We start from the raw sequence: 19,049 nt of genomic DNA on the forward strand, positions 1-19,049 counted from the left end.
AGAGGCTCGGAATGTCTGAAAGTATCAAGATTGAAAAAGAAGAGGCCGCCAGCGGCGGCCGCTATGTAGCGACGGTCTCGGGTCACGAGGCGGAGATGGCTTTTTCCCGTACAAGCCCTCGTCTTATAATTATTGACCACACGGCTGTGCCGGATGCATTGCGGGGCCAAGGCGTGGGGCAGGCTTTGGCTCTTCATGCGGTTGAAGATGCGAGGGCAGGCGGCTGGAAAATCATTCCGCTATGCCCTTTCATGCGCGCCCAGTCGCTCAGGCACGAAGATTGGGCTGATGTCATTCAGCAGAAATGAGACGTTTGATAGATTCGCTGCCGGCTGAACTCTATCAAAAATTTCCCGTCAGCCGATCATTGCGCGACGGTCGGGAATAACGACCTCTTCGGCGTCCCGTGGTTTGCCGTCCCGCTGCTCGAGAGCTTCGGCCTTTGCCAGTTCCGTTTCCGATTCGGCAAGCGCAGCCTCGGCATCATCTTTTTGATTTTTCAGGTCTCTGATCGATACAAAAAGATTATCGCGGCGTTGCCGCGCTGCTTTCGCGAATGTCGGATAGGCAAAATGTGTGGTGTCGGTGATGCCGGCTTTTGTCTCCTCAGACGTTATTTGCGCGTCCAACTCAGCAGCCATGCGTTCGAATTCGCCCATCATCAGGTCGAGCTGGCCGAGCTGCCGGCGTTTTTCCTTGACCTGAAAGAGCTTCAATCGAACCAAACCTTCATGCGACTTCATATTTACTACCCCCGTAACGCTTCACCAAAAGCTGGTACTCTGAGCGTCCTGAAACTTTTCCAAATGCTCATCCAGCCCCATTCGACCCGAATCACCTGGGTAAAATGAAACAAAAACTTAAAGTCAGGCTCGCTTGGTAACCTTTCCTTTACGTTCAGCATTAATCATACGCCTTAAGACTTAAAGCTCTGTAAACCGATGCATCAAGTTTTGAAGCTGCAAGTTTATTGAGTCGAATGAATCGCTTAAGCGAAAAACCTGATGCTTTGGCTGATGGTTTTGGACGGGCGAGTTGACCTTATGAATCAATGCGGTGTCTGTGATTTTTAATTTATGAGTCAAAGACACTTGCAAAGCGGAATTAGATTTTGTTAACCATTCGGTGGCAATCTTAACGTTATGGAAACGGCTTGTTTCGCGACCTGACTTCGGGATTGCCTGACCAAGGGTTTTGGGCAACCCATTTCAGCGGCGGGAAAAGGGGAATGATATGCGGGTTCTTTTAATCGAAGATGATAGTGCAACGGCCCAGAGCATCGAATTGATGCTCAAGTCGGAAAGCTTCAATGTTTATACGACGGATTTGGGCGAAGAGGGTGTCGATCTCGGCAAACTCTACGACTATGACATTATCCTCCTCGACCTCAATCTGCCGGACATGTCCGGATATGAAGTCCTGAGGACCCTGCGTCTGTCAAAGGTGAAAACACCAATCCTTATCCTGTCCGGCATGGCTGGCATTGAGGACAAGGTTCGCGGTCTCGGCTTCGGTGCTGACGACTATATGACCAAGCCCTTCCACAAGGATGAACTGGTTGCCCGTATCCACGCGATCGTGCGCCGTTCCAAGGGCCATGCCCAGTCGGTTATCACCACGGGTGACCTGATCGTCAATCTGGATGCGAAGACTGTAGAAGTCACTGGCCAGCGTGTTCACCTGACCGGTAAGGAATACCAGATGCTGGAGCTTCTCTCGCTCCGCAAGGGAACAACCCTAACTAAAGAAATGTTCCTCAATCACCTCTATGGTGGCATGGATGAGCCAGAATTGAAGATCATCGACGTCTTCATTTGCAAGCTGCGCAAGAAGCTTGATAACGCTTCTGGCGGTATCAATTACATCGAAACCGTCTGGGGTCGTGGATATGTCTTGCGCGAACCTGACGCTGCTGATCTGCGCGAAATCGCCTGATACGACTTGCTTATAATGAAAAAGGGCTCCGCCAGTGCGGAGCCTTTTTGTTTCATTCAAGCTTTGAGGATTACGCTGCCGGTCAGTATTCCAGATTCAAGATCCACATGCGCCTGAGCCGCATCCTTCAAGGCATATTCGGCGCCGATTGGATTGGCCAGTCCGTCCTGAAGCGCTTCCATCAGAACATTTGATCCCTCGCGATAGAATTCAGGATCATTTACCGAGGCAATCACGCTCGGACGCATGAGGGCAATATTACCGAGATCGGCAATATTGATGGGTGGAATTGGCCCTGCTGGGTGCCCGATACTTGCAACAATGCCGAAGGGACGAACGGTTTTTAAGGACTGGGCCAAGGTCGAACCTCCAATTCCATCGATGGCAAGATGTACCCCGCCACTGATTTTTCGGGCCTCATCAATCCAATCAGGTTCTTTATAAAGCAGAACTTCGTCCGCGCCGGCAGTCCGGGCTTGAGCCATTTTCGCTTCTGAGCCGACTGTTCCAATTACGTTGGCACCCAGTCTTTTTGCCCATTGAGTGGTGATCTGGCCAAGTCCACCCGCCGCAGCATGGACGAGCACCCAATCCCCCCGGTTAACCTTGTGCACCTTGTGCAAAAGCATATAAGCGGTAAGCCCACGCAACATGGTGCTGCCGGCAACGCGATCAGGTATATTATCGGGCAATCGGACGAGCCGTGCTTCTGGCAATAATCTCGTTTCGGCATAGCCTCCAAGTGGCATTCCCGTATAGGCAACCCGATCACCGGCCTTGAATCTTACACCCTTGCCGGTGCTCTCAACAATTCCCGCACCTTCCAATCCGAGGACAACAGGAAGATCAGGTAGCGGATAGAGGCCCTTTCGAAAGTAAATATCGACAAAATTGACACCAATAATCGTTTGTCGAATACGTACTTCACCCGGTTCTGGGTCGCCAATGATGCGATCTTGCAAAGTTAGTACGTCTGGTCCGCCGGTGGTAGACATTTCCATAACAAGTGACATGTGGGTATTCTCCTTTCCGCGCACGACACCACAATATTGGAGGTGAGGAAATTCCATGAAATCTCACATCGTATGTGCAATAATTCACCAATGATGGATTGGCAGGATTTGCATTATTTCGCAGTTCTTTCGCGGACAGGTTCACTTTCTGCTGCTGCGCGTGAACTCGGAGTCGATCATGCAACTGTTGGTCGCCGCGTGGCGGCGCTCGAGAAAGTACTTTGTTTACGGCTGATCGAACGCCTGCCACGTAGCACCCGCATGACGAGTGATGGCTTGGAGGTCGCGCAACTCGTCCAGGAGATGGAGCAATCGGTCCATGTTTTGGATCGTGTTGTGCGAAGATTGGCCAAGTCGACAATTGCAACAGTGAGAATCAGTGCACCGCCTGCTGTGGCGGCAAAGCTGATTGCTCCGCATGTGGCGGCATTCCATCAAGCCAATCCCGACATAATGCTGGTACTGTCCGGCTCGGCGCAGAATGCAGCGCTTGATAGGGGCGAGGCTGACATTGCCATCCGTATGGCCAAGCCCGAGTCACCGGAGCTTTTGATCCGGCGCGTGGGTGCCATGCATTTCGGGCTGTATGCAACCGCTGCCGTGTCCAAGCTGCCCGAGCTTAGTTTGAAATTCATTGCCTATGACGCGACGCTTGATCACCTCGACCAACAGGTCTGGTTGCGAGCGATACTTGTAGGGCGGTCCATCGTTTTTCAGGCAAGCGACCTATTCGGACAACAGGAAGCCGCGCGTGCCGGTATTGGTGCGGCGGTTTTGCCCCGGTTTATGGGGGATAATGATCCATCGCTTGTAGAGTTATCGACCAGTATTCCGCCACCGGTGCGCGACTTGTGGCTTACAACCTATAGTGATCTCAGGAAGGTACCGGCGATCCGTCTCGTTATGAACTTCCTGGTGGATATCGTCGGCAAAGCCTGCCCGCAGAGTTAGTCTTTAAATCCAGACATCGTTTTGTGCTGTCCGTTGGCTGTCTTCATGTCCGGTGTTCAACACGCCTCGTGGCTCGATCAGCATGAGTTTCACTTCTTTTTCGGCGTAAGGTTTGTGCTCGACCCCTTTAGGAACAACATACATCTCGCCAGCCTTCAATGTGATCGCACCGTCCCGGAAATCGATACGCAGTTCACCTTCGAGCACAATGAATGCTTCATCGGTGTCTTTATGATCGTGCCATATAAAATCGCCTTCCAGTCGAGCGATCTTGAATTGATAGTCATTCATTTCAGCAATGACTTTAGGGCGCCACTGTTCGGTAAAAAGTCCGAACTTGTCGCTGAAGTTGATTGCTTGGCGGGGTGTTGATGATTTGCCATTGCTCATGATGGAGGCTCCTGTAGCTGACCGGAACATATCATAGCGTGTTTCCGGCTTTGGTCAGCCCTTTGCCTTGGACGGATATATGGTTTCGCCCCTTGCCAGTATATCTACGAATTTTTCGATCCTGCTGGCGCGTGTTTTTGCCTGTTTCGCGGTAAAGATCCGGTGGAGAACAGCATAGCAGTTGGTTTTGTTGATCCGTTCGAAGAAGTCCTTTGCAATCGGGTTCTGGTCAAGAGCCAACTGGAGATCATCTGGCACTTGCGCAGTGCTCGGGGGAGCGTAAGCAGCATCCCAACGACCATCGGCTTTGGCGCGTTCGACCTCCGCCAGTCCTGCTGGTGTCATTCTGCCCTGATCGACGAGTTCAATAACTTTTGTGCAGTTGCGTTGAGACCATTTGCTTTGGGCTTTGCGCGGCGTGTAGCGCAGCAGCCAAAAATCTTCATCGAACTTGTCGCTCTGGCTGTCGATCCAGCCATGACACAGTGCGCTATCAATTGATTCCGGGTGGGAAATGCTCGCTATGCCAGAATTCTTCTTGGCAAGCTTGAGCCAAAGGCCGGGCGAAGTAGGGGGTTGCTCGCTTAACCAGGTTTCAAATTGCGCGGCAGACTCGAACTGGATGACCGGTAGCTCTGGTTTGGCTGTCATCAGTTTCCGATTTCAATTGATGGCATGATTTCCGCAATTGATGCCCGGTTGAATGGTTTGAGCAGGTATCCTGCTGCTCCGGCGCGCTTGGCACGCATGATCCGGGTAATATCCATTTCCGGCAGGCAAAGATAAATGCGTGTGCTTTCTCCACCTGGAAGCGCCCGTATTTGTTTGATTATTTCGGTTGCAGGCATGTCAATGAGCCCGTCATCCAGAATAATCATATCCGGCATTTCGACGCTGCATGCAGCTACAGTCTGGTAGCCAGTATCTGCCATGGTCACGACGACCTTGTCGCTTGAAATCAGACGGCCAGCAACTTTCCTCACCACTGGCGAGCTGTCAACCACCATACAACGCAGCATAAAGTTCCCCCGAACCAGATAGCCAACTCAGCTATCTTGCCGAAACTATAGATCGCGGGTGAATAAAGAGGCAAGTCGAATGGTAAACATTGAAGTACCGCCGGAAATTACTGGCGGCTTTCTCGAAGCCAAACTCAAGCGGCTGTAAAGACGATCTCTTCAGGTGTTGCATGAATGGAAATCGTCATGCCGGATTCCTGCGCCAAAAGAAGGGTATAGTACGGCTGGACGCCATGAGCATCAATTGCTTCTTCCGGAGCCTTGCCGCTGTGAAGTTCAAGGAATTTTGGTGGTACGCGGAGCATTGGTCCGCGGGAGGTGAGGACAAACCGCGGTTCTGTTTCCGGTGTTTGCAATGAAACCGCCAAAGTGCCTCCCCGTGGCAAGGCCGCATTGGCTATCAGGATAAGGTTGAGCAGCAACTTGACCTTGTTCTTGGGCAATAGAACGCGGTTGCCTTCCCAAGTTAGTTCGGCCTTTTCGCCCTTCATGTATTGGTCCGCAACATTCTGGGCATCACCAGTATCAATCTGCACCCCTGCAGATCCAGCGGCACCAAAGGCGATACGTGCAAATTGCAAACGGGCAGAAGCACTGCGGGCGCTGGACTTGATGAGGTTCATCGCATCTTCATCTGCGCCACCTTCTTCAAGGAGTTCAAGGCCGTTATTGATGGCTCCGACCGGCGAAATGATGTCGTGACAGATGCGGCTTGAAAGGAGCGCTCCGAGGTCCGTTGCCGAAAGGGTGACAGGCAATGTCATAAGGGTCTCCTGAAAATTAGCGGTGTGGCTTTAAGTTCTCCGCGAATCAGCACCGCGAATCACTTGGTTCTCATGTTCTTCTGGATATAGAGGGCGATGAAGATGGGCAAGAACGTCATGCTGCGTGAACAAAATACCTAAAAAAATGCCGTATTTACGAGCCATTGAAATGCCAAGATCGATTCATAAACTTTTATACAAGGTTTGCTGTCTTAAATAGGGTTAACGCAAGCACAGATTTGCGAATCAGGCGTCAGGCAATGAGCGAACACCAAAAGGAATTATTATGGCGTCTCTACTCTTGTCTTTGAACCGTGGCTTTCTCCTGCTCATGACCGTGGTGTCACTATTTCTTGTGCAAGCGCACTCAGCGCAAGCACAAAGCACCTATACGATGGATGAGATTGTCAATTCCGGTCAGAGATTTTTCGGTTCGACATCTGGCGGTCTGGCTACAGCCGTCGAGAAAGTTTTTCAAAGTTATGGTTTGCCGAACGGCTATGTTCTCGGTGAAGAAGGCTCAGGCGCTATTATTGGCGGTCTGACCTATGGCGAAGGCTCGCTCTATACGAAGAATGCAGGTGACCATAAGACTTTCTGGCAAGGTCCCTCTATCGGTTGGGATTTTGGCGGTCAGGGTTCGCGGGTCATGATGCTCGTTTACAATCTTGATGATGTGCAGAATCTCTATGGCCGCTTTGTCGGAGTAGCCGGATCGGCCTACCTTTTTGCCGGTGTGGGATTTAATGTGCTCAAGCGAAATCAGGTTTTGCTGGTGCCGATCAGGACTGGTGTCGGTGCGCGTCTCGGTGTCAATGTCGGCTATCTGAAGATTACGCCTTCGGCGACATGGAACCCGTTCTGATCCTCTGAAACAGCATTTCAGAGCCAAGGCGCGGGCAATGCAGTTCGCGCCTTTGTATTTTAATGGCTGGCTGATAATAAGATTTGTGCCGAGAAGACCTCTGACAGGACGTTATAGTGATCCAGACCGCGCTTTACTTTGCTCTTGGATTTCTGGCTGCCGTTTTATTGGCATTGCTGGTAGCGCCACCAATCTGGCGCCGCGCAACCTATCTCACACGTAAGCGTGTGGAAGCTGAAACGCCTCTGACTTTGAACGAGATACAGGCGCAGCGCGATGGCTTGCGTGCTGAGCACGCCCTTGCCAATCGCAAACTTGAGCTGATGTTGGAAGGCGCAAAGGCAAAGGCGGCAAGCCAACTTGCAGAGGTGAGTGAAAAGGACAGGCTTGCGCGAAAGCTTGCCGATGAGCTGACGCAACGTGAACAAAAAATCTCCGAGCTTGAAGCAGTGATGGCTTCAAGGAAGGAAAACTTTGATAAAGTATCGGCGGCCAGTGCGGGGCAAGAGAAACTGCTTGAGCAGCGCGCAGCGGAACTCGAACTTCTGCATCGCAGGCTGGCCAGTCTTGCGACGAATGCGGATAGCTTAAAGATTGATCTGGCAGCGCAGTCTACACGGATTGACAATCTCTCCGACGAGCTGAAGACAGCGCGGAAAGACAAGCGTGACAGTGAAGAGCAAAAACGCAAAGCCGAGACGGAGTTGAAAGAGCTGCGCCACTCACTTGAGCAGGAAACAAAACGCCGCTCGGAGCTGGATACCCAGGCCAGTGCGTTGCTTAGGCAGTTTACCGACAGCGAGGCCAAGCTGGCGCGACGGGAAAAGGATGTCGAACGTGCTAATGAACGTCTGCGCAAGGTTTTGGCTGACGGAAGAAAGCAATCCGTCACGACCGGAGACGTGCCGCGCGGCAAACAGGCACTTATTCAGGTTCAGGAGAGCGAAGTGTTGCGCGAGCAGATGAACAATCTGGCTGCGCAAGTGATAGCGATGACGGCAAAACTGGAAGGTTCGGATTCGTTGATCGATCAATTGATCGGTAAAAACGGTAGCGGTGCAGCAATCGTGCATGACGCGAATGGCAAGGTAATTGTCAGTTTGGCCGATCGCATACGTACCCTTCAGGATGCTACATCAAGCGCTGGAAAAACGACTGAGCCTCGATAGAGCAATCCCTGACGCGGTTCCGACGTTGAGGCTATCGAAACTCGCTGACATCGGAATTCGGGCTGTTTGCAGCCGCTGCAGAAGCGCTGAAGGCAACCCTTCGCCTTCGGTGCCAAGCAAAAGAGCTGTTCTCAAAGATGCCTGAATGCCATGGATGCTCTTTTCACCGGACGGGCTAAGAGCAAAAAGCGTGAACCCAGCCCCTTGCAGTGTTTCAACAATCACTTCGATTGAACCTTCGCGCGCAAATGGGACCTTGAGTGCAGCGCCAACCGATACCCTTATCGCCTTGCGGTAAAGTGGATCACAGCTTGTCTCATCCATCAAAATACAATCCGCTTCGAAGGCAGCTGCGTTCCGGAAAATCGATCCCATATTATCGTGATTGGATATACCGCACAGTACAACGACCAAAGCGGTATCAGAAAGCGAACTAACAAGCGCTTGTACCGATAGCGGGTTCTCCCGTCGTCCGACAGCTAGAATTCCCCTATGCATCGGAAAGCCGGCAATGTTATCCATTATTGTGCGTGAGACGCAGTAAATGGGCACCTCAAGCGGGCATGACCGGATTTGTTCGCTGAGGCCTGCCAACCGGTTTTCGATTACAAGTAGAGACTCAATAGCGAATGATTGGTTGGCCAGAAGGACATTGAGAACCACTTTGCCTTCGGCGATGAAGCGTCCTTCACGTCCGACCAGATCGCGTTCCCGCACATTTTTGTAGGGAGCAAGCCGCTCGTCTTCAGGACTGGTAATGCGGGTAATCCGCTGCTCCAGCCAATCGCCCATGCTGGTAAATCCACTCACGCCGATGTCCGGCCCGCTTCCAGACCAGCGCGTGCTTCGCCGGCCATGCGAACCAATGTCATATGCATGTCTTTTGCCGACTCCAACGGTTTGGCAAAGAATACGCGCCCTACCTCGTCACCATCGGAAATATCAAAGCCGTCCGCATCAATGCCGGTTATACGCCATTTCCCGTCTGGCAATTTGGCGTAGTACCGGGCGTACAAAGCAATGGCATCCGCATGGTCCTCGTTCATGTGGTCGACGGCGTTTTTTTCCGCGGCAGCAAGCTCTGCATTGATCGGGCTAAGACTCAACCACTCTTTTGCTTCCAGTTGATAGGCACGCCCAAAACCGCCGTTCAGTTTTGTGTTCTCTGGTTCAAGACGGAAGAACCGAAAATCGCCAAGGCCAACATAAAGTTTCGATTTGGGAAGGTGAGAGAGATAGCGCCATTCAATACGAGCATGATCTGCCGAGCCTTTGGTCACTTCCCGTGCTTTTGCCGAAATCGTCATTCGGGGATAGGCAAGCGGATCGCCTTTACCAAGCTCACCAACCAGTAACGAACAGCGCGGATCAGCCAATAGAGCAGGCGTATGGGCCACCAGAGCCGACACCAGTGTGATTGGAGTGCCGTCATGATCAGTCGAGAGGCCGATGCGGGTGGCAATCGGATTGCCGGTATTCGGCTCCAGCGTGGCAATGACTGCATGGCGTGCGCTTCGGATCAGACGGCGAACGAGCCGGATTGCGCTGTCGTCCATTTCGCGCAGAACATCCATTTTTTCGGTCACGTCGCGTCCTTTATCAATACAGAATAGCTGATTGATAAGGCGTGCATCGGGGAGGGACAAGTCCCGTTGTTAAAGATGATTGGACGTGGTGCTTTGTCAGGCGGCGATTGCGTGATTTTCGTCGAGACCGGCATCCCTCATGCAGTCTGCAAGAAGATCGAGATCGACGGGTCCGATAGTACAAAGGACCGGAGCTACATCCTCCGCAGAAACCTGCAGGGACATCAGCTCGCGCAGTGCGTCCATAAGTGATTCGCGCGTGTCATAACGTGGGGTATTGGAACGCATGGGTCTGCCCTTCGACCTCATTAAGTGCGTATAGATTAACCTGTTAATGGTAAACAAATTCTTAATTATGCCATTATTAGGAATTTCGTGCTATTGCATTGGATTAAATAAACGCATAATTTCAATTGGATAGTAGTGCCGTCTAAAGGATTGTGTTTCGTTGCCATTGTTTGGCCCCAAATGACATCATTCTGTGCTCAACTTCACCAGCAGGAAAAACAGCGATGAGAATTGCTTCGTGATCGGCGGTAAGTGGAAATTCCACTCGGTGGCGGGACTTGTAGCGGCAGCGGCGCTTGCTAGCGGTTGCACTACACAGAATGCGCAGCAGACCAGCAAAATTAAGCCGGAAGCAGCGACGTCACAGACAACATCCGGCAACTACGCCTATACGCCCAAGGACAAGGAATGTCTTGAACGGGCGATGTTCTTTGAGTCCAACCGGTCCAGCCAAGACGGTTTGGAGGCTGTCGGGACGGTGGTTATGAATCGTCTTGATGCGGGCAAATGGGGAAATTCCATATGCAGCGTCGTCGGCCAGAAGGGACAGTTTGCCCCGGGCGTCCTGTCGCGGCCAATGAAGTCGGCAGCACTTCCGGATGTTCAGGCTGCTGCGGATGCCGTGTTGAAGGGTAAACGCAATCCTCAAGTCAAGAACGCCATGTATTTCCATACAGCAGGATTGCGGTTCCCATACAAGAACATGCACTACACTGTCGTCGCTGGTGGCAATGCTTTCTATGAGAAGCGTGATCGCTACAACTCAGCAGAGATAGCTTCCAAAGAAGCAAGTCAGGCGATTGCCAATGCATATATTGCAAGCATAAGAACGTCTGGCGCCGGTAGCAACACGCAGGTCGCAAGCCTTGCTACGACAACGTCCACACCGACATCCGGTCGTGTTGTTGCCACGCAGCCAATACAAGTGGCGCAGGCTGACATAGCTCCCCAGCAGATGGCGTTTGCAACCGAACGGGTCGCTGTCCCAGTTGATCCGCCGGTTCAGGCAATGGAACAGACGTTGCAGGCCCAACAAGCTGCCCAGACAGCACAAGTCGCTCCCTCTGGGGTCTTGGCCTACGAAGCGCCGACCAGCAAGAGCGTAGACGCTATTGGTCAGATGCTTCTTGCCCAGGATAGGCCCAACGCTCTGAACTAATAAAAAAGCACGCTACGGCGTGTTTTTTTATTTCCAGTAATTTTTAGCCGAGTGATAGTTCAGGGCACCAGGAAATGATGTTCCCATTCATTGTGGGGAACTATCTGTCCTATCGCATACTGAAAGGTCAGTATGGTCATATGATCGGGCGAAGTAGAGCAAGTGTATGACAAATGATACCATTCGCCTTTGCTTCGAAATGCTGCCCCGGTTGAACGAATCTTATCGCCTTTGATTTTGGGTTCAGCGAAAGCATAAGCCACCAATTCGTCCGGTACCATCTTGACCGGATCTTTATGGATACGCTCCATCGCCTCCAGATCGCAGCGTTGTTCCAGCCGTGTTTGTGGATCAAGCTTTTCAAGCTGTTCGGCAGCACTGTTGTCCATTGCCGAAGCCGGAGCAGAAATTGCAACCGCAATGACCAGTGCGCCAATAATTTTCATCAAGAATGCTTTCCGGGCGTAATCGTGTAACCCAATGCGGGCTGAGTGCCGTGAGATGCCGGTACTTTTAAGACTAAATTGTGGAAATCAAAACCGTTGGAACATTACAATTTGTTCATGAACCTACTTGCGCCCCTTATCCCCGTTCACTTCGATATAGGAATAAATATAAGAGAAAGAAGGTTGCGCGCGGTTTGCTGGCTCTACCAGACCTGCAACGCTACCGAGAGAGGCAGCATAATTGTTGCAGTTGAAGCCAAACATTCTCCACAGAGGAGGATTGGCAAGATTGTAGCGCACCTTGCTCAGCAATTGCTGATACTGGTTCTCAGTCAACGAAACGCGATACGCTGCACCCGTTGAGAAATGGCAATCGGCATAACTGGGCTTGAGTTCTGCGGGCATGGGAATGATTGCGCCGCCATAAAGACCAACCAGACTCCCCTTGGGGAACAGCCCGTTATACTGGCGCGTCACGGGATTGCCTTGTGCGTCTAGCCGCCCGAAGACAACGTAAAGGTGCCCGCTTGGTATGCCGGGTGAAAGGCGCTGGCGAAACTCGATATATGCCGGGTCACCGGGCTTGGTGCGATTGGCAGTCAGCTTTACCGCATTGCCATTAACGCTGCCATGCGCCGCGCAGGTTAACTGCGGTATCTCTGCAGCATATGCAGATACGCTGCTGGCATTTGTCGACTGGGGCGATGACTGGCACGCTGCGAGTGACACCGATAGCAACAGGGCAGACAAAGCTTTGACAGATGAGGAGCGAGGAGCGTTGATTTTAAGCACGATGAGGACTTTCAACCATTGGGCCAATCAGTAGATATAAGGCAAGACACGCCAGGTGCGCGCTCGATAGAGATCGTATTCTTCCGCAAAGGCTTCACCCATCATGTTTTCTTCAGGACCCACGCGTGAAAAGAACAAATATCCGAAGCCGACAAGCCCTGCAAATCCCGCAATATAGTTAGGCAGTAGCAAAGCCTGTGCAATGGCGAGGCACCAGAACGCCGTATACATCGGGTGCCGGATGCGTTTGTAAATTCCCGTTGTGATGAGTTTGTGATCCTGTTTTAGCTGCAGCGATACTGACCACATCTTTCCAAGGGCTTTGTGTGTAAGCCTGAAAAGTATAAGGGCAATTATCCCGACAATGATACCGAATACCAATAGGGCCGGATGAGGAGGATAAGAAGCGAAACGCGGAAATCCGGTTGCGATATATATGCCTGGAATAATTCCAAGCCCGGTCAGCGATATGATCATTCGCTGGGTATCCGCACCTTTACTCCGATCAATGGTCAGCCGGCCTCGGCGAGCACGACGATCAAACGGGCGACGGAGAAGGTACCATCCGACCACCAGAAGGGCCCATAAAGCCTTTCCGGCCAACGCAAGGCTCATCATGGAATGGCGGGCCTCACTATTTTGAGACCGTCCTCGGGACAAAGAACTTTTTCACAGGGCAAACCGCCACGTGCTGCGATGTCTGCAAAACGTTGAGGACCACAAAGAATAGCATGCCACGAATAGCGTGTTCGCTTGTCTACACCGAACACGAACTGGCGATGTACGCGGAAAAAATCACGCCGTATTGCTTTATATGACTCTTCGCAAAGCTGATGCCTGAAACGGACCTGCATAAGAACTGGCGATCTTCCTTTTGCAATATCAAGGTCTCTGATTGGATCGGACTTATAGAAATTCATTGGATCGGTCAGAGATTGTGCATCGATCCATGTTGTGTTGCTTTGTGCAACGTTTGCTACGCTGTCGCGTAGGTGAGCAGCGGAGGGATGTAAGGCAACCTTGAGCAGGCTGGAGCCGACAGTGAGTAATCCGTAGCGCCTCGATTTATTGCGTTTGAGTGCTTCATCAATAATGGGGAGTGCGCAAATAGCCCCCAGACTATGAGCTGCCACAATGATTTCGGTATCGGCAGGAGCTTCGCTGATCAGTGCGGCTGCATGAGTAACGACATTCTCCATCTTTCTCACAACCTCTGGTCGCTTCCCGCGAGCCATATCGCGTGCAAATGTCCAGTCATCCATGAGGAGCAATAGATGTAGTTTTGAGGCAGAGAACCAAAACAAGCATACCGCTGCCAAAAGTCCTGCCCCCGGCAGAACAAATGGGCTATGCGGGAAAACATCGTCGATCAGATATCCGGCGCTTGCAGATGCAACAATGATGCCGGCAATGACAAGCAACGGATAGATGAAAAACAACGCATAGCGCCAGCTCGTTATGATGAAGCGGAAGAATGTGCCGCTGATGATAAAGTCGAGCAGTGCAAACAGACCGCTCAACAAACGGGTAGCGGGATTGCGCGACGCATAAAATAGCGTGATATCCCCTAGACCATAAAGAGCGAAGTCTGTGTGGGCAGACCAGTCATCGCCCTTGGTGTCCAAACTAAATCGCCCCACAGAGATACCGTTGTCGACTGTGTCGACATGTAGCGAGGAAGGCTCGGTAGGAGCCATATCATAAACAGGCGCCGTTTTACCTGCCTCGCGGACAAAGCGTCGATAATGGGCCTCTACAGGCATATGTTCAAAGCCTGGCAGCAAAATCACCAGACGCCTGACGACGGACATCCGCATCCTTTCCTCATCGTTCACCGATGATTGCGATCTACCTTACTTCGCTAACAAGGATTTTAGATGACCAGCGTTAACAGAACGTCGTCAGCGATTAAAAGTTGCAACAATCGATGATGCAATCTTTATTTTGGCGCCATGCGGATGGCGCCGTCAAGCCGGATCGTTTCTCCGTTCAGCATAGGGTTCTCGATGATATGCACTGCGAGTGCAGCATATTCTTCGGGCTTGCCCAGTCTTGAAGGAAAAGGAATGGACGCGGCAAGCGAATCCTGAACTTCCTGCGACATGGCCAGAAGCATAGGCGTTCCAAAAATGCCGGGTGCAATAGCCATTACGCGAATGCCAAACCGCGCGAGTTCCCGTGCTGCTGGCAGCGTGAGGCCGGCAATACCCGCTTTTGAGGATGCATAGGCAGCTTGGCCGATCTGACCGTCGAAAGCAGCCACTGACGCCGTAGAGATAATTACACCGCGCTCGCCAGTCTCGAGAGGATCAAGCTTGGCCGCAGCATCACTTACCAGCCGCAGCATATTAAATGAACCAATAAGATTGACCTCTATGACACGCCGGTAAAGATCCAGGTCATGCGGACCATCCCGCCCGACGATACGACCAGCGTTGGCAATACCTGCGCAATTGACGAGAATGCGTGCCGTATCAAATTTTTCGGCAACCTGCTTGACCGCGTTCTCGGCATCGCTGGCACTCGAAACATTGCAACTGACGGCAAATCCGCCAATTTCTTGCGCCACTGTCTGGGCAGCATCGAGGTTGATGTCGAAAATCGCGACTTTAGCGCCTTTTGCCGTCAAGGCGCGTGCTGTTGCCGCTCCTAGGCCTGACCCGCCTCCCGTTACAATCGCGGTATGTCCTTCAAGATTCATAATTCGCATCCTTGTCCAAATATGACGACTGTTTCAGGCGCTTATCATGGCAGGCCTGGCGCCGATAGTCGTGCCTTTAGCCTATGAGACGCTAGTATTGGTCTCCGACTGTCGAAAATGTGAATGGACGGTTTTATAGTGAAATTCACTATTTTTGCATTTATGTGCTCGAGTTTCCCCAGAATCGTGAATTATGGTTCTTTGGATGGGTTGACTGCGAATAAATCTGCTTGCATTGCGACATTGCAAAGGCTTCCATGCAGCTTCGGTTGCAGGCAAGGGGGCCGGCAACAAAAAAACCTCTGAAGGTGGAAAAACATGAAGACCTACAAGAAACTCATTGCGGCCACCGCGCTTGCAATGTTGACAGGTGGGCTGATGGCAGGTGGAGCCGCAGCTAAAACTTTCGTTTATTGCTCTGAAGCATCGCCGGAAGGCTTTGATCCTGGCCTCTATACCGGCGGCAACACATTCGATGCCGCAGCTCATACGGTTTATAACCGTTTGCTTGAGTTCAAGCCTGGTACAACTGAACCGGAAGCTGGTCTTGCTGAAAGCTGGACAATTTCCGATGACGGTCTGCAGTACACGTTCAAGATTCGTCCGGGCGTAAAGTTCCAGACTACGGAATTCTTCACGCCGACCCGTGAACTCAACGCAGACGACGTGATTTTCTCCTATGAGCGTCAGTGGAAAGAAGACAATCCCTGGAACAAGTATGTAACGGGCGCGTCCTGGGAATATTTTGCCGGCATGGGCTTCCCTGAACTCCTGCAGTCGATCGAAAAAGTCGACGACATGACAGTGAAGTTCACACTGAAGCGGAAAGAAGCTCCGTTCCTCGCAAACGTTGCAATGCCATTTTCTTCGATCATGTCGAAGGAATATGCTGACAAGCTTCAGGCTGATGGCAAGATGAACCAGCTGAATCAGATGCCTCTCGGCACTGGCCCATTCGCATTTGTGGCCTACCAGCAGGATGCCGTTATCCGCTACAAGGCAAATCCTGACTACTGGAATGGCAAGCAGAAGATCGATGATCTGGTTTTCGCCATCACGACCGATGCTTCGGTTCGCTATCAGAAGCTGAAGGCTGGCGAATGCCATTTGATGCCTTATCCAAACCCGAGCGATGTGGCCGCAATGAAAGCGGACCCAGAGCTGAAGGTTCTGGAACAGGAAGGCCTGAACGTTGCTTACCTCGCGTACAACACGCTGGTTGCGCCGTTCGACAAGGTAGAGGTGCGTAAGGCGCTCAACATGGCCATCAATAAGAACGCAATTGTTGATGGTGTATTCCAAGGTCTGGCAACACCAGCCAAAAACCCGATCCCTCCGACAATGTGGTCGTACAATGATGCGATCGAAGACGACAAGTACGATCCGGAAGCAGCTAAGAAGTTGCTTGAAGATGCCGGTGTAAAAGATCTTTCGATGAAGATCTGGGCGATGCCGGTTGCACGTCCTTACATGGTCAATGCTCGCCGCGCTGCTGAATTGATGCAGTCGGATCTGGCAAAGATCGGCGTCAAGGCCGAGATCGTGTCCTATGAATGGGCTGAGTATCTCGACAAGTCCAAGGCTAAAGACCGCGACGGCGCTGCTATCCTCGGCTGGACCGGTGATAATGGTGATCCCGACAACTTCCTTGATACATTGCTTGGTTGCGATGCCGTTGGCGGCAACAACCGTGCGCAGTGGTGCAACAAGGAATTTGATGATCTGGTGACCAAGGCCAAGGAGACAACCGACCTTGCAGAGCGTACAAAACTCTATGAGCAGGCACAGGTTGTCTTCAAGAAGGAAGCTCCATGGGCAACCCTCGATCACTCCCTCTCGCTCGTACCAATGCGCAAGGGTGTTGAGGGCTTCCATCAGAGCCCGCTTGGTGACTTTGCTTTCGATGGCGTAGACATCACCGAGTAAGACCTTAAAACTTGTGGGAAGGGCGTCCGTCAGGCGGACGCCCTTTTTTCTTCCGAGCGAAAATGCGTTAAAGCAGCCGGAAGCACCGCCACCGACTGTGGCTGGAAGGTACGATATGTTCAGATTTATTATGGGACGCATAGCGGTCATGGCCCTGACCTTCGTCGGGGTATCCATCATTGCTTTTTCGTTTATTCGCATGCTTCCGGGTGATCCCGTTGCACTGCTTTCAGGCGAGCGTGTCATGTCGCCGGAGCGTCATGCGGCCATCTCGCATGACCTTGGCTTCGATCAGCCGATCATTGTCCAATACTTCAATTATCTCTGGGGTATTCTGCACGGTGATTTCGGTACATCGATTGTTACCAAGCAGCCAGTTGTTGATCAGTTCTTCAATCTGTTTCCAGCGACGCTTGAGCTTTCGATCTGCGCAATTCTTTTTGCGGTCTTGCTCGGCATTCCGGCTGGTGTCTTTGCGGCAATCAAGCGCGGCTCCTTCCTGGATCAGTCAATCATGGGGACGGCCCTGATCGGCTTTTCGATGCCTATTTTCTGGTGGGGCCTGCTGCTGATCATGCTTGTATCCAATACACTGCATTGGACGCCGGTTTCCGGTCGCATCTCGCTGATGTTCTTTTTCCCGCCCGTGACAGGCTTTATGCTGATAGATTCGTTGCTTTCAGGACAATCCGGTGCCTTTAAATCCGCTGTCAGCCATTTGATCCTGCCTACGATTGTGCTTGGCACTATTCCGCTGGCTGTTATCGCGCGCCAAACCCGCTCGGCAATGCTTGAAGTATTGTCTGAGGACTATGTGCGTACGGCTCGCGCCAAAGGTCTGGCTCCTTTGCGCGTCATCGGCGTCCACGCACTTCGAAATGCCTTGATTCCGGTTGTTACAACCATCGGCCTTCAGGTGGGCGTCATGCTTGCCGGAGCGATCCTGACCGAGACGATTTTCTCTTGGCCGGGTATCGGCAAATGGCTGGTCGATTCCGTCAGTCGCCGCGACTACGCGGTTATTCAGGGCGCTTTGCTAATCATCGCCGCCACTATCATGTTGGTCAATCTGGCTGTCGACTTGCTCTACGGTCTGATCAATCCGCGCATTCGACATTGAGGGGATAGGTCATGGCTCAGACAAATATTCAAAGTGTTACGTCCAATGACGCTTCACTCCGACGTCAGCTAACCGAATTCTGGTACTATTTCTCGGAAAACCGCGGTGCCGTTATCGGTCTTGCAGTTTTCATTCTGCTCGTTATCACAGCGGTTTTTGCTCCTTGGATTGCACCGCACAGCCCGGCCGATCAGTATCGCGATGCTGTACTTTTGCCACCATTCTTCCAGGAGGGCGGACGTGCAGATTACCTGCTCGGAACTGACGCTGTTGGCCGCGATATTCTCTCGCGTTTGATTTACGGCGCTCGCTACTCACTGTTCATCGGTATCGTTGTTACCTGTATCTCGCTCGTAGGCGGCATTTTCCTCGGTGTGATCGCCGGTTATTTCCGCGGTTGGGTCGATACCGTCATCATGCGATTGATGGATGTCATTTTGGCGTTTCCTTCTTTGCTTCTGGCTCTGGTTCTCGTTGCCATCATCGGACCGGGATTGACCGGCGCAATGATTTCCATTGCGCTTGTATATCAACCGCATTTTGTGCGTCTGACTCGCGCTGCGGTGATGGCGGAAAAGACTCGTGACTATGTGGTGGCTGCGAAGGTTTCCGGTGCTGGTCCGCTGCGCCTGATGTTCAAGACGATCCTGCCAAACTGCATGGCGCCTTTGATCGTTCAAGCAACCTTGTCATTCTCCAATGCAATACTTGATGCTGCTGCGCTTGGCTTCCTCGGCTATGGTGCTCAGCCGCCCGCATCGGAATGGGGCACAATGCTGGCGGATGCCCGCGAGTTTATCGCGAGTGGTCAATGGTGGGTGGTGACACTGCCCGGTCTTGCAATTCTGATCACGGTGCTTGCCATCAATCTCGTCGGTGACGGATTGCGCGATGCACTCGATCCAAAACTGAAGAGGAGCTGAAC

Annotated in this window: 23 protein-coding genes; 9 read left to right on the top strand and 14 right to left on the bottom strand. The window is 52.0% G+C overall.

What is annotated here, in order from left to right:
- Nucleotides 1–11: 11 nt before the first annotated feature.
- Entirely contained in the window at nucleotides 12–308 is a 297-nt protein-coding gene (locus ABKW30_RS12270; protein ID WP_348599214.1) for a GNAT family N-acetyltransferase, read from the top strand.
- A gap of 48 nt (nucleotides 309–356) precedes the next feature.
- Here ABKW30_RS12270 and ABKW30_RS12275 read toward each other — a convergent pair whose 3' ends face one another.
- The gene (locus ABKW30_RS12275; protein WP_348599215.1) at nucleotides 357–743 is read right to left on the bottom strand and encodes a flagellar export protein FliJ; all 387 of its coding nucleotides are present in this window, start codon (nucleotides 741–743) and stop codon (nucleotides 357–359) included.
- Nucleotides 744–1,233: 490 nt separating this feature from the next.
- Between ABKW30_RS12275 and ctrA the strand changes: the two genes are divergently transcribed.
- On the top strand, nucleotides 1,234–1,935 hold the full coding sequence (ctrA, locus tag ABKW30_RS12280; RefSeq protein WP_008124398.1) for a cell cycle two-component system response regulator CtrA: 702 nt from the start codon (nucleotides 1,234–1,236) through the stop codon (nucleotides 1,933–1,935).
- A 56-nt stretch (nucleotides 1,936–1,991) separates the two neighbouring features.
- Here ctrA and ABKW30_RS12285 read toward each other — a convergent pair whose 3' ends face one another.
- Nucleotides 1,992–2,948: a quinone oxidoreductase gene (locus ABKW30_RS12285; RefSeq protein WP_348599216.1), complete on the bottom strand. Its 957-nt coding sequence runs from the start codon at nucleotides 2,946–2,948 to the stop codon at nucleotides 1,992–1,994.
- Nucleotides 2,949–3,038: 90 nt separating this feature from the next.
- Here ABKW30_RS12285 and ABKW30_RS12290 point away from each other — a divergent pair, with 90 nt between their 5' ends.
- Nucleotides 3,039–3,899 carry a LysR family transcriptional regulator gene (locus tag ABKW30_RS12290; RefSeq protein ID WP_348599217.1) on the top strand — a complete coding sequence of 287 codons (861 nt, stop codon included), beginning with the start codon at nucleotides 3,039–3,041 and terminating at the stop codon, nucleotides 3,897–3,899.
- Nucleotides 3,900–3,902: 3 nt separating this feature from the next.
- On the opposite strand, the gene ABKW30_RS12295 is transcribed toward ABKW30_RS12290, so the two are convergent.
- The 4 genes from ABKW30_RS12295 to ABKW30_RS12310 all read right to left on the bottom strand — a co-directional run bounded on the left by ABKW30_RS12295 (nucleotide 3,903) and on the right by ABKW30_RS12310 (nucleotide 6,072).
- Nucleotides 3,903–4,289, bottom strand: a complete 387-nt coding sequence (locus tag ABKW30_RS12295; protein ID WP_348599218.1) for a cupin domain-containing protein — start codon at nucleotides 4,287–4,289, stop codon at nucleotides 3,903–3,905.
- A gap of 54 nt (nucleotides 4,290–4,343) precedes the next feature.
- Nucleotides 4,344–4,943 carry a YdeI/OmpD-associated family protein gene (locus ABKW30_RS12300; protein WP_348599780.1) on the bottom strand — a complete coding sequence of 200 codons (600 nt, stop codon included), beginning with the start codon at nucleotides 4,941–4,943 and terminating at the stop codon, nucleotides 4,344–4,346.
- Nucleotides 4,940–5,308: a response regulator gene (locus ABKW30_RS12305; RefSeq protein WP_348599219.1), complete on the bottom strand. Its 369-nt coding sequence runs from the start codon at nucleotides 5,306–5,308 to the stop codon at nucleotides 4,940–4,942. The genes ABKW30_RS12300 and ABKW30_RS12305 overlap by 4 nt, the downstream gene beginning before the upstream one ends.
- A gap of 134 nt (nucleotides 5,309–5,442) precedes the next feature.
- Nucleotides 5,443–6,072, bottom strand: coding sequence for a histidine phosphotransferase family protein (locus ABKW30_RS12310; RefSeq protein WP_348599220.1), 630 nt, complete (start codon nucleotides 6,070–6,072; stop codon nucleotides 5,443–5,445).
- Between the two features lie 331 nt (nucleotides 6,073–6,403).
- On the opposite strand from ABKW30_RS12310, the gene ABKW30_RS12315 reads away from it, so the two are divergent.
- Nucleotides 6,404–6,937 (top strand): EipA family protein, encoded by a 534-nt coding sequence (locus ABKW30_RS12315; protein WP_348599781.1) that lies wholly within the window; start codon nucleotides 6,404–6,406, stop codon nucleotides 6,935–6,937.
- Between the two features lie 116 nt (nucleotides 6,938–7,053).
- Entirely contained in the window at nucleotides 7,054–8,106 is a 1,053-nt protein-coding gene (locus tag ABKW30_RS12320) for a hypothetical protein (protein WP_348599221.1), read from the top strand.
- Here the strand turns inward: ABKW30_RS12320 and ABKW30_RS12325 are convergent.
- The 3 genes from ABKW30_RS12325 to ABKW30_RS12335 form a co-directional block, all read right to left on the bottom strand.
- The gene (locus ABKW30_RS12325) at nucleotides 8,074–8,898 is read right to left on the bottom strand and encodes an RNA methyltransferase (RefSeq protein ID WP_348599782.1); all 825 of its coding nucleotides are present in this window, start codon (nucleotides 8,896–8,898) and stop codon (nucleotides 8,074–8,076) included. The two genes, ABKW30_RS12320 and ABKW30_RS12325, sit on opposite strands and share 33 nt — an antisense overlap.
- A gap of 14 nt (nucleotides 8,899–8,912) precedes the next feature.
- Nucleotides 8,913–9,692, bottom strand: a complete 780-nt coding sequence (locus ABKW30_RS12330) for a DUF2470 domain-containing protein (protein ID WP_348599222.1) — start codon at nucleotides 9,690–9,692, stop codon at nucleotides 8,913–8,915.
- 96 nt (nucleotides 9,693–9,788) lie between these two features.
- The gene (locus tag ABKW30_RS12335) at nucleotides 9,789–9,980 is read right to left on the bottom strand and encodes a hypothetical protein (protein WP_348599223.1); all 192 of its coding nucleotides are present in this window, start codon (nucleotides 9,978–9,980) and stop codon (nucleotides 9,789–9,791) included.
- Nucleotides 9,981–10,248: 268 nt separating this feature from the next.
- On the opposite strand from ABKW30_RS12335, the gene ABKW30_RS12340 reads away from it, so the two are divergent.
- The gene (locus ABKW30_RS12340) at nucleotides 10,249–11,139 is read left to right on the top strand and encodes a cell wall hydrolase (RefSeq protein ID WP_348599225.1); all 891 of its coding nucleotides are present in this window, start codon (nucleotides 10,249–10,251) and stop codon (nucleotides 11,137–11,139) included.
- Between the two features lie 59 nt (nucleotides 11,140–11,198).
- On the opposite strand, the gene ABKW30_RS12345 is transcribed toward ABKW30_RS12340, so the two are convergent.
- From ABKW30_RS12345 to ABKW30_RS12365, 5 genes are all read right to left on the bottom strand, one after another.
- Entirely contained in the window at nucleotides 11,199–11,585 is a 387-nt protein-coding gene (locus ABKW30_RS12345; RefSeq protein WP_348599783.1) for a DUF930 domain-containing protein, read from the bottom strand.
- A 123-nt stretch (nucleotides 11,586–11,708) separates the two neighbouring features.
- On the bottom strand, nucleotides 11,709–12,377 hold the full coding sequence (locus ABKW30_RS12350) for a hypothetical protein (protein WP_348599226.1): 669 nt from the start codon (nucleotides 12,375–12,377) through the stop codon (nucleotides 11,709–11,711).
- Nucleotides 12,378–12,404: 27 nt separating this feature from the next.
- Nucleotides 12,405–12,995 carry a protein-S-isoprenylcysteine O-methyltransferase gene (locus tag ABKW30_RS12355; protein ID WP_348599227.1) on the bottom strand — a complete coding sequence of 197 codons (591 nt, stop codon included), beginning with the start codon at nucleotides 12,993–12,995 and terminating at the stop codon, nucleotides 12,405–12,407.
- Nucleotides 12,992–14,188 (bottom strand): hypothetical protein, encoded by a 1,197-nt coding sequence (locus ABKW30_RS12360; RefSeq protein WP_348599228.1) that lies wholly within the window; start codon nucleotides 14,186–14,188, stop codon nucleotides 12,992–12,994. Before ABKW30_RS12360 ends, ABKW30_RS12355 begins: the two co-directional genes overlap by 4 nt.
- Nucleotides 14,189–14,316: 128 nt before the next feature.
- Entirely contained in the window at nucleotides 14,317–15,078 is a 762-nt protein-coding gene (locus tag ABKW30_RS12365) for a 3-hydroxyacyl-CoA dehydrogenase (RefSeq protein ID WP_348599229.1), read from the bottom strand.
- A gap of 318 nt (nucleotides 15,079–15,396) precedes the next feature.
- Here ABKW30_RS12365 and ABKW30_RS12370 point away from each other — a divergent pair, with 318 nt between their 5' ends.
- The 3 genes from ABKW30_RS12370 to ABKW30_RS12380 all read left to right on the top strand — a co-directional run bounded on the left by ABKW30_RS12370 (nucleotide 15,397) and on the right by ABKW30_RS12380 (nucleotide 19,047).
- Complete coding sequence (locus ABKW30_RS12370; protein WP_348599230.1) at nucleotides 15,397–17,004, top strand: ABC transporter substrate-binding protein; 1,608 nt, start codon at nucleotides 15,397–15,399, stop codon at nucleotides 17,002–17,004.
- A gap of 115 nt (nucleotides 17,005–17,119) precedes the next feature.
- The gene (locus tag ABKW30_RS12375; protein ID WP_348599231.1) at nucleotides 17,120–18,124 is read left to right on the top strand and encodes an ABC transporter permease subunit; all 1,005 of its coding nucleotides are present in this window, start codon (nucleotides 17,120–17,122) and stop codon (nucleotides 18,122–18,124) included.
- Nucleotides 18,125–18,135: 11 nt separating this feature from the next.
- On the top strand, nucleotides 18,136–19,047 hold the full coding sequence (locus ABKW30_RS12380) for an ABC transporter permease subunit (protein ID WP_348599232.1): 912 nt from the start codon (nucleotides 18,136–18,138) through the stop codon (nucleotides 19,045–19,047).
- Nucleotides 19,048–19,049: the final 2 nt, after the last annotated feature.

The organism is Phyllobacterium sp. SB3 (genome assembly GCF_040009165.1).
Lineage (GTDB): Bacteria > Pseudomonadota > Alphaproteobacteria > Rhizobiales > Rhizobiaceae > Phyllobacterium.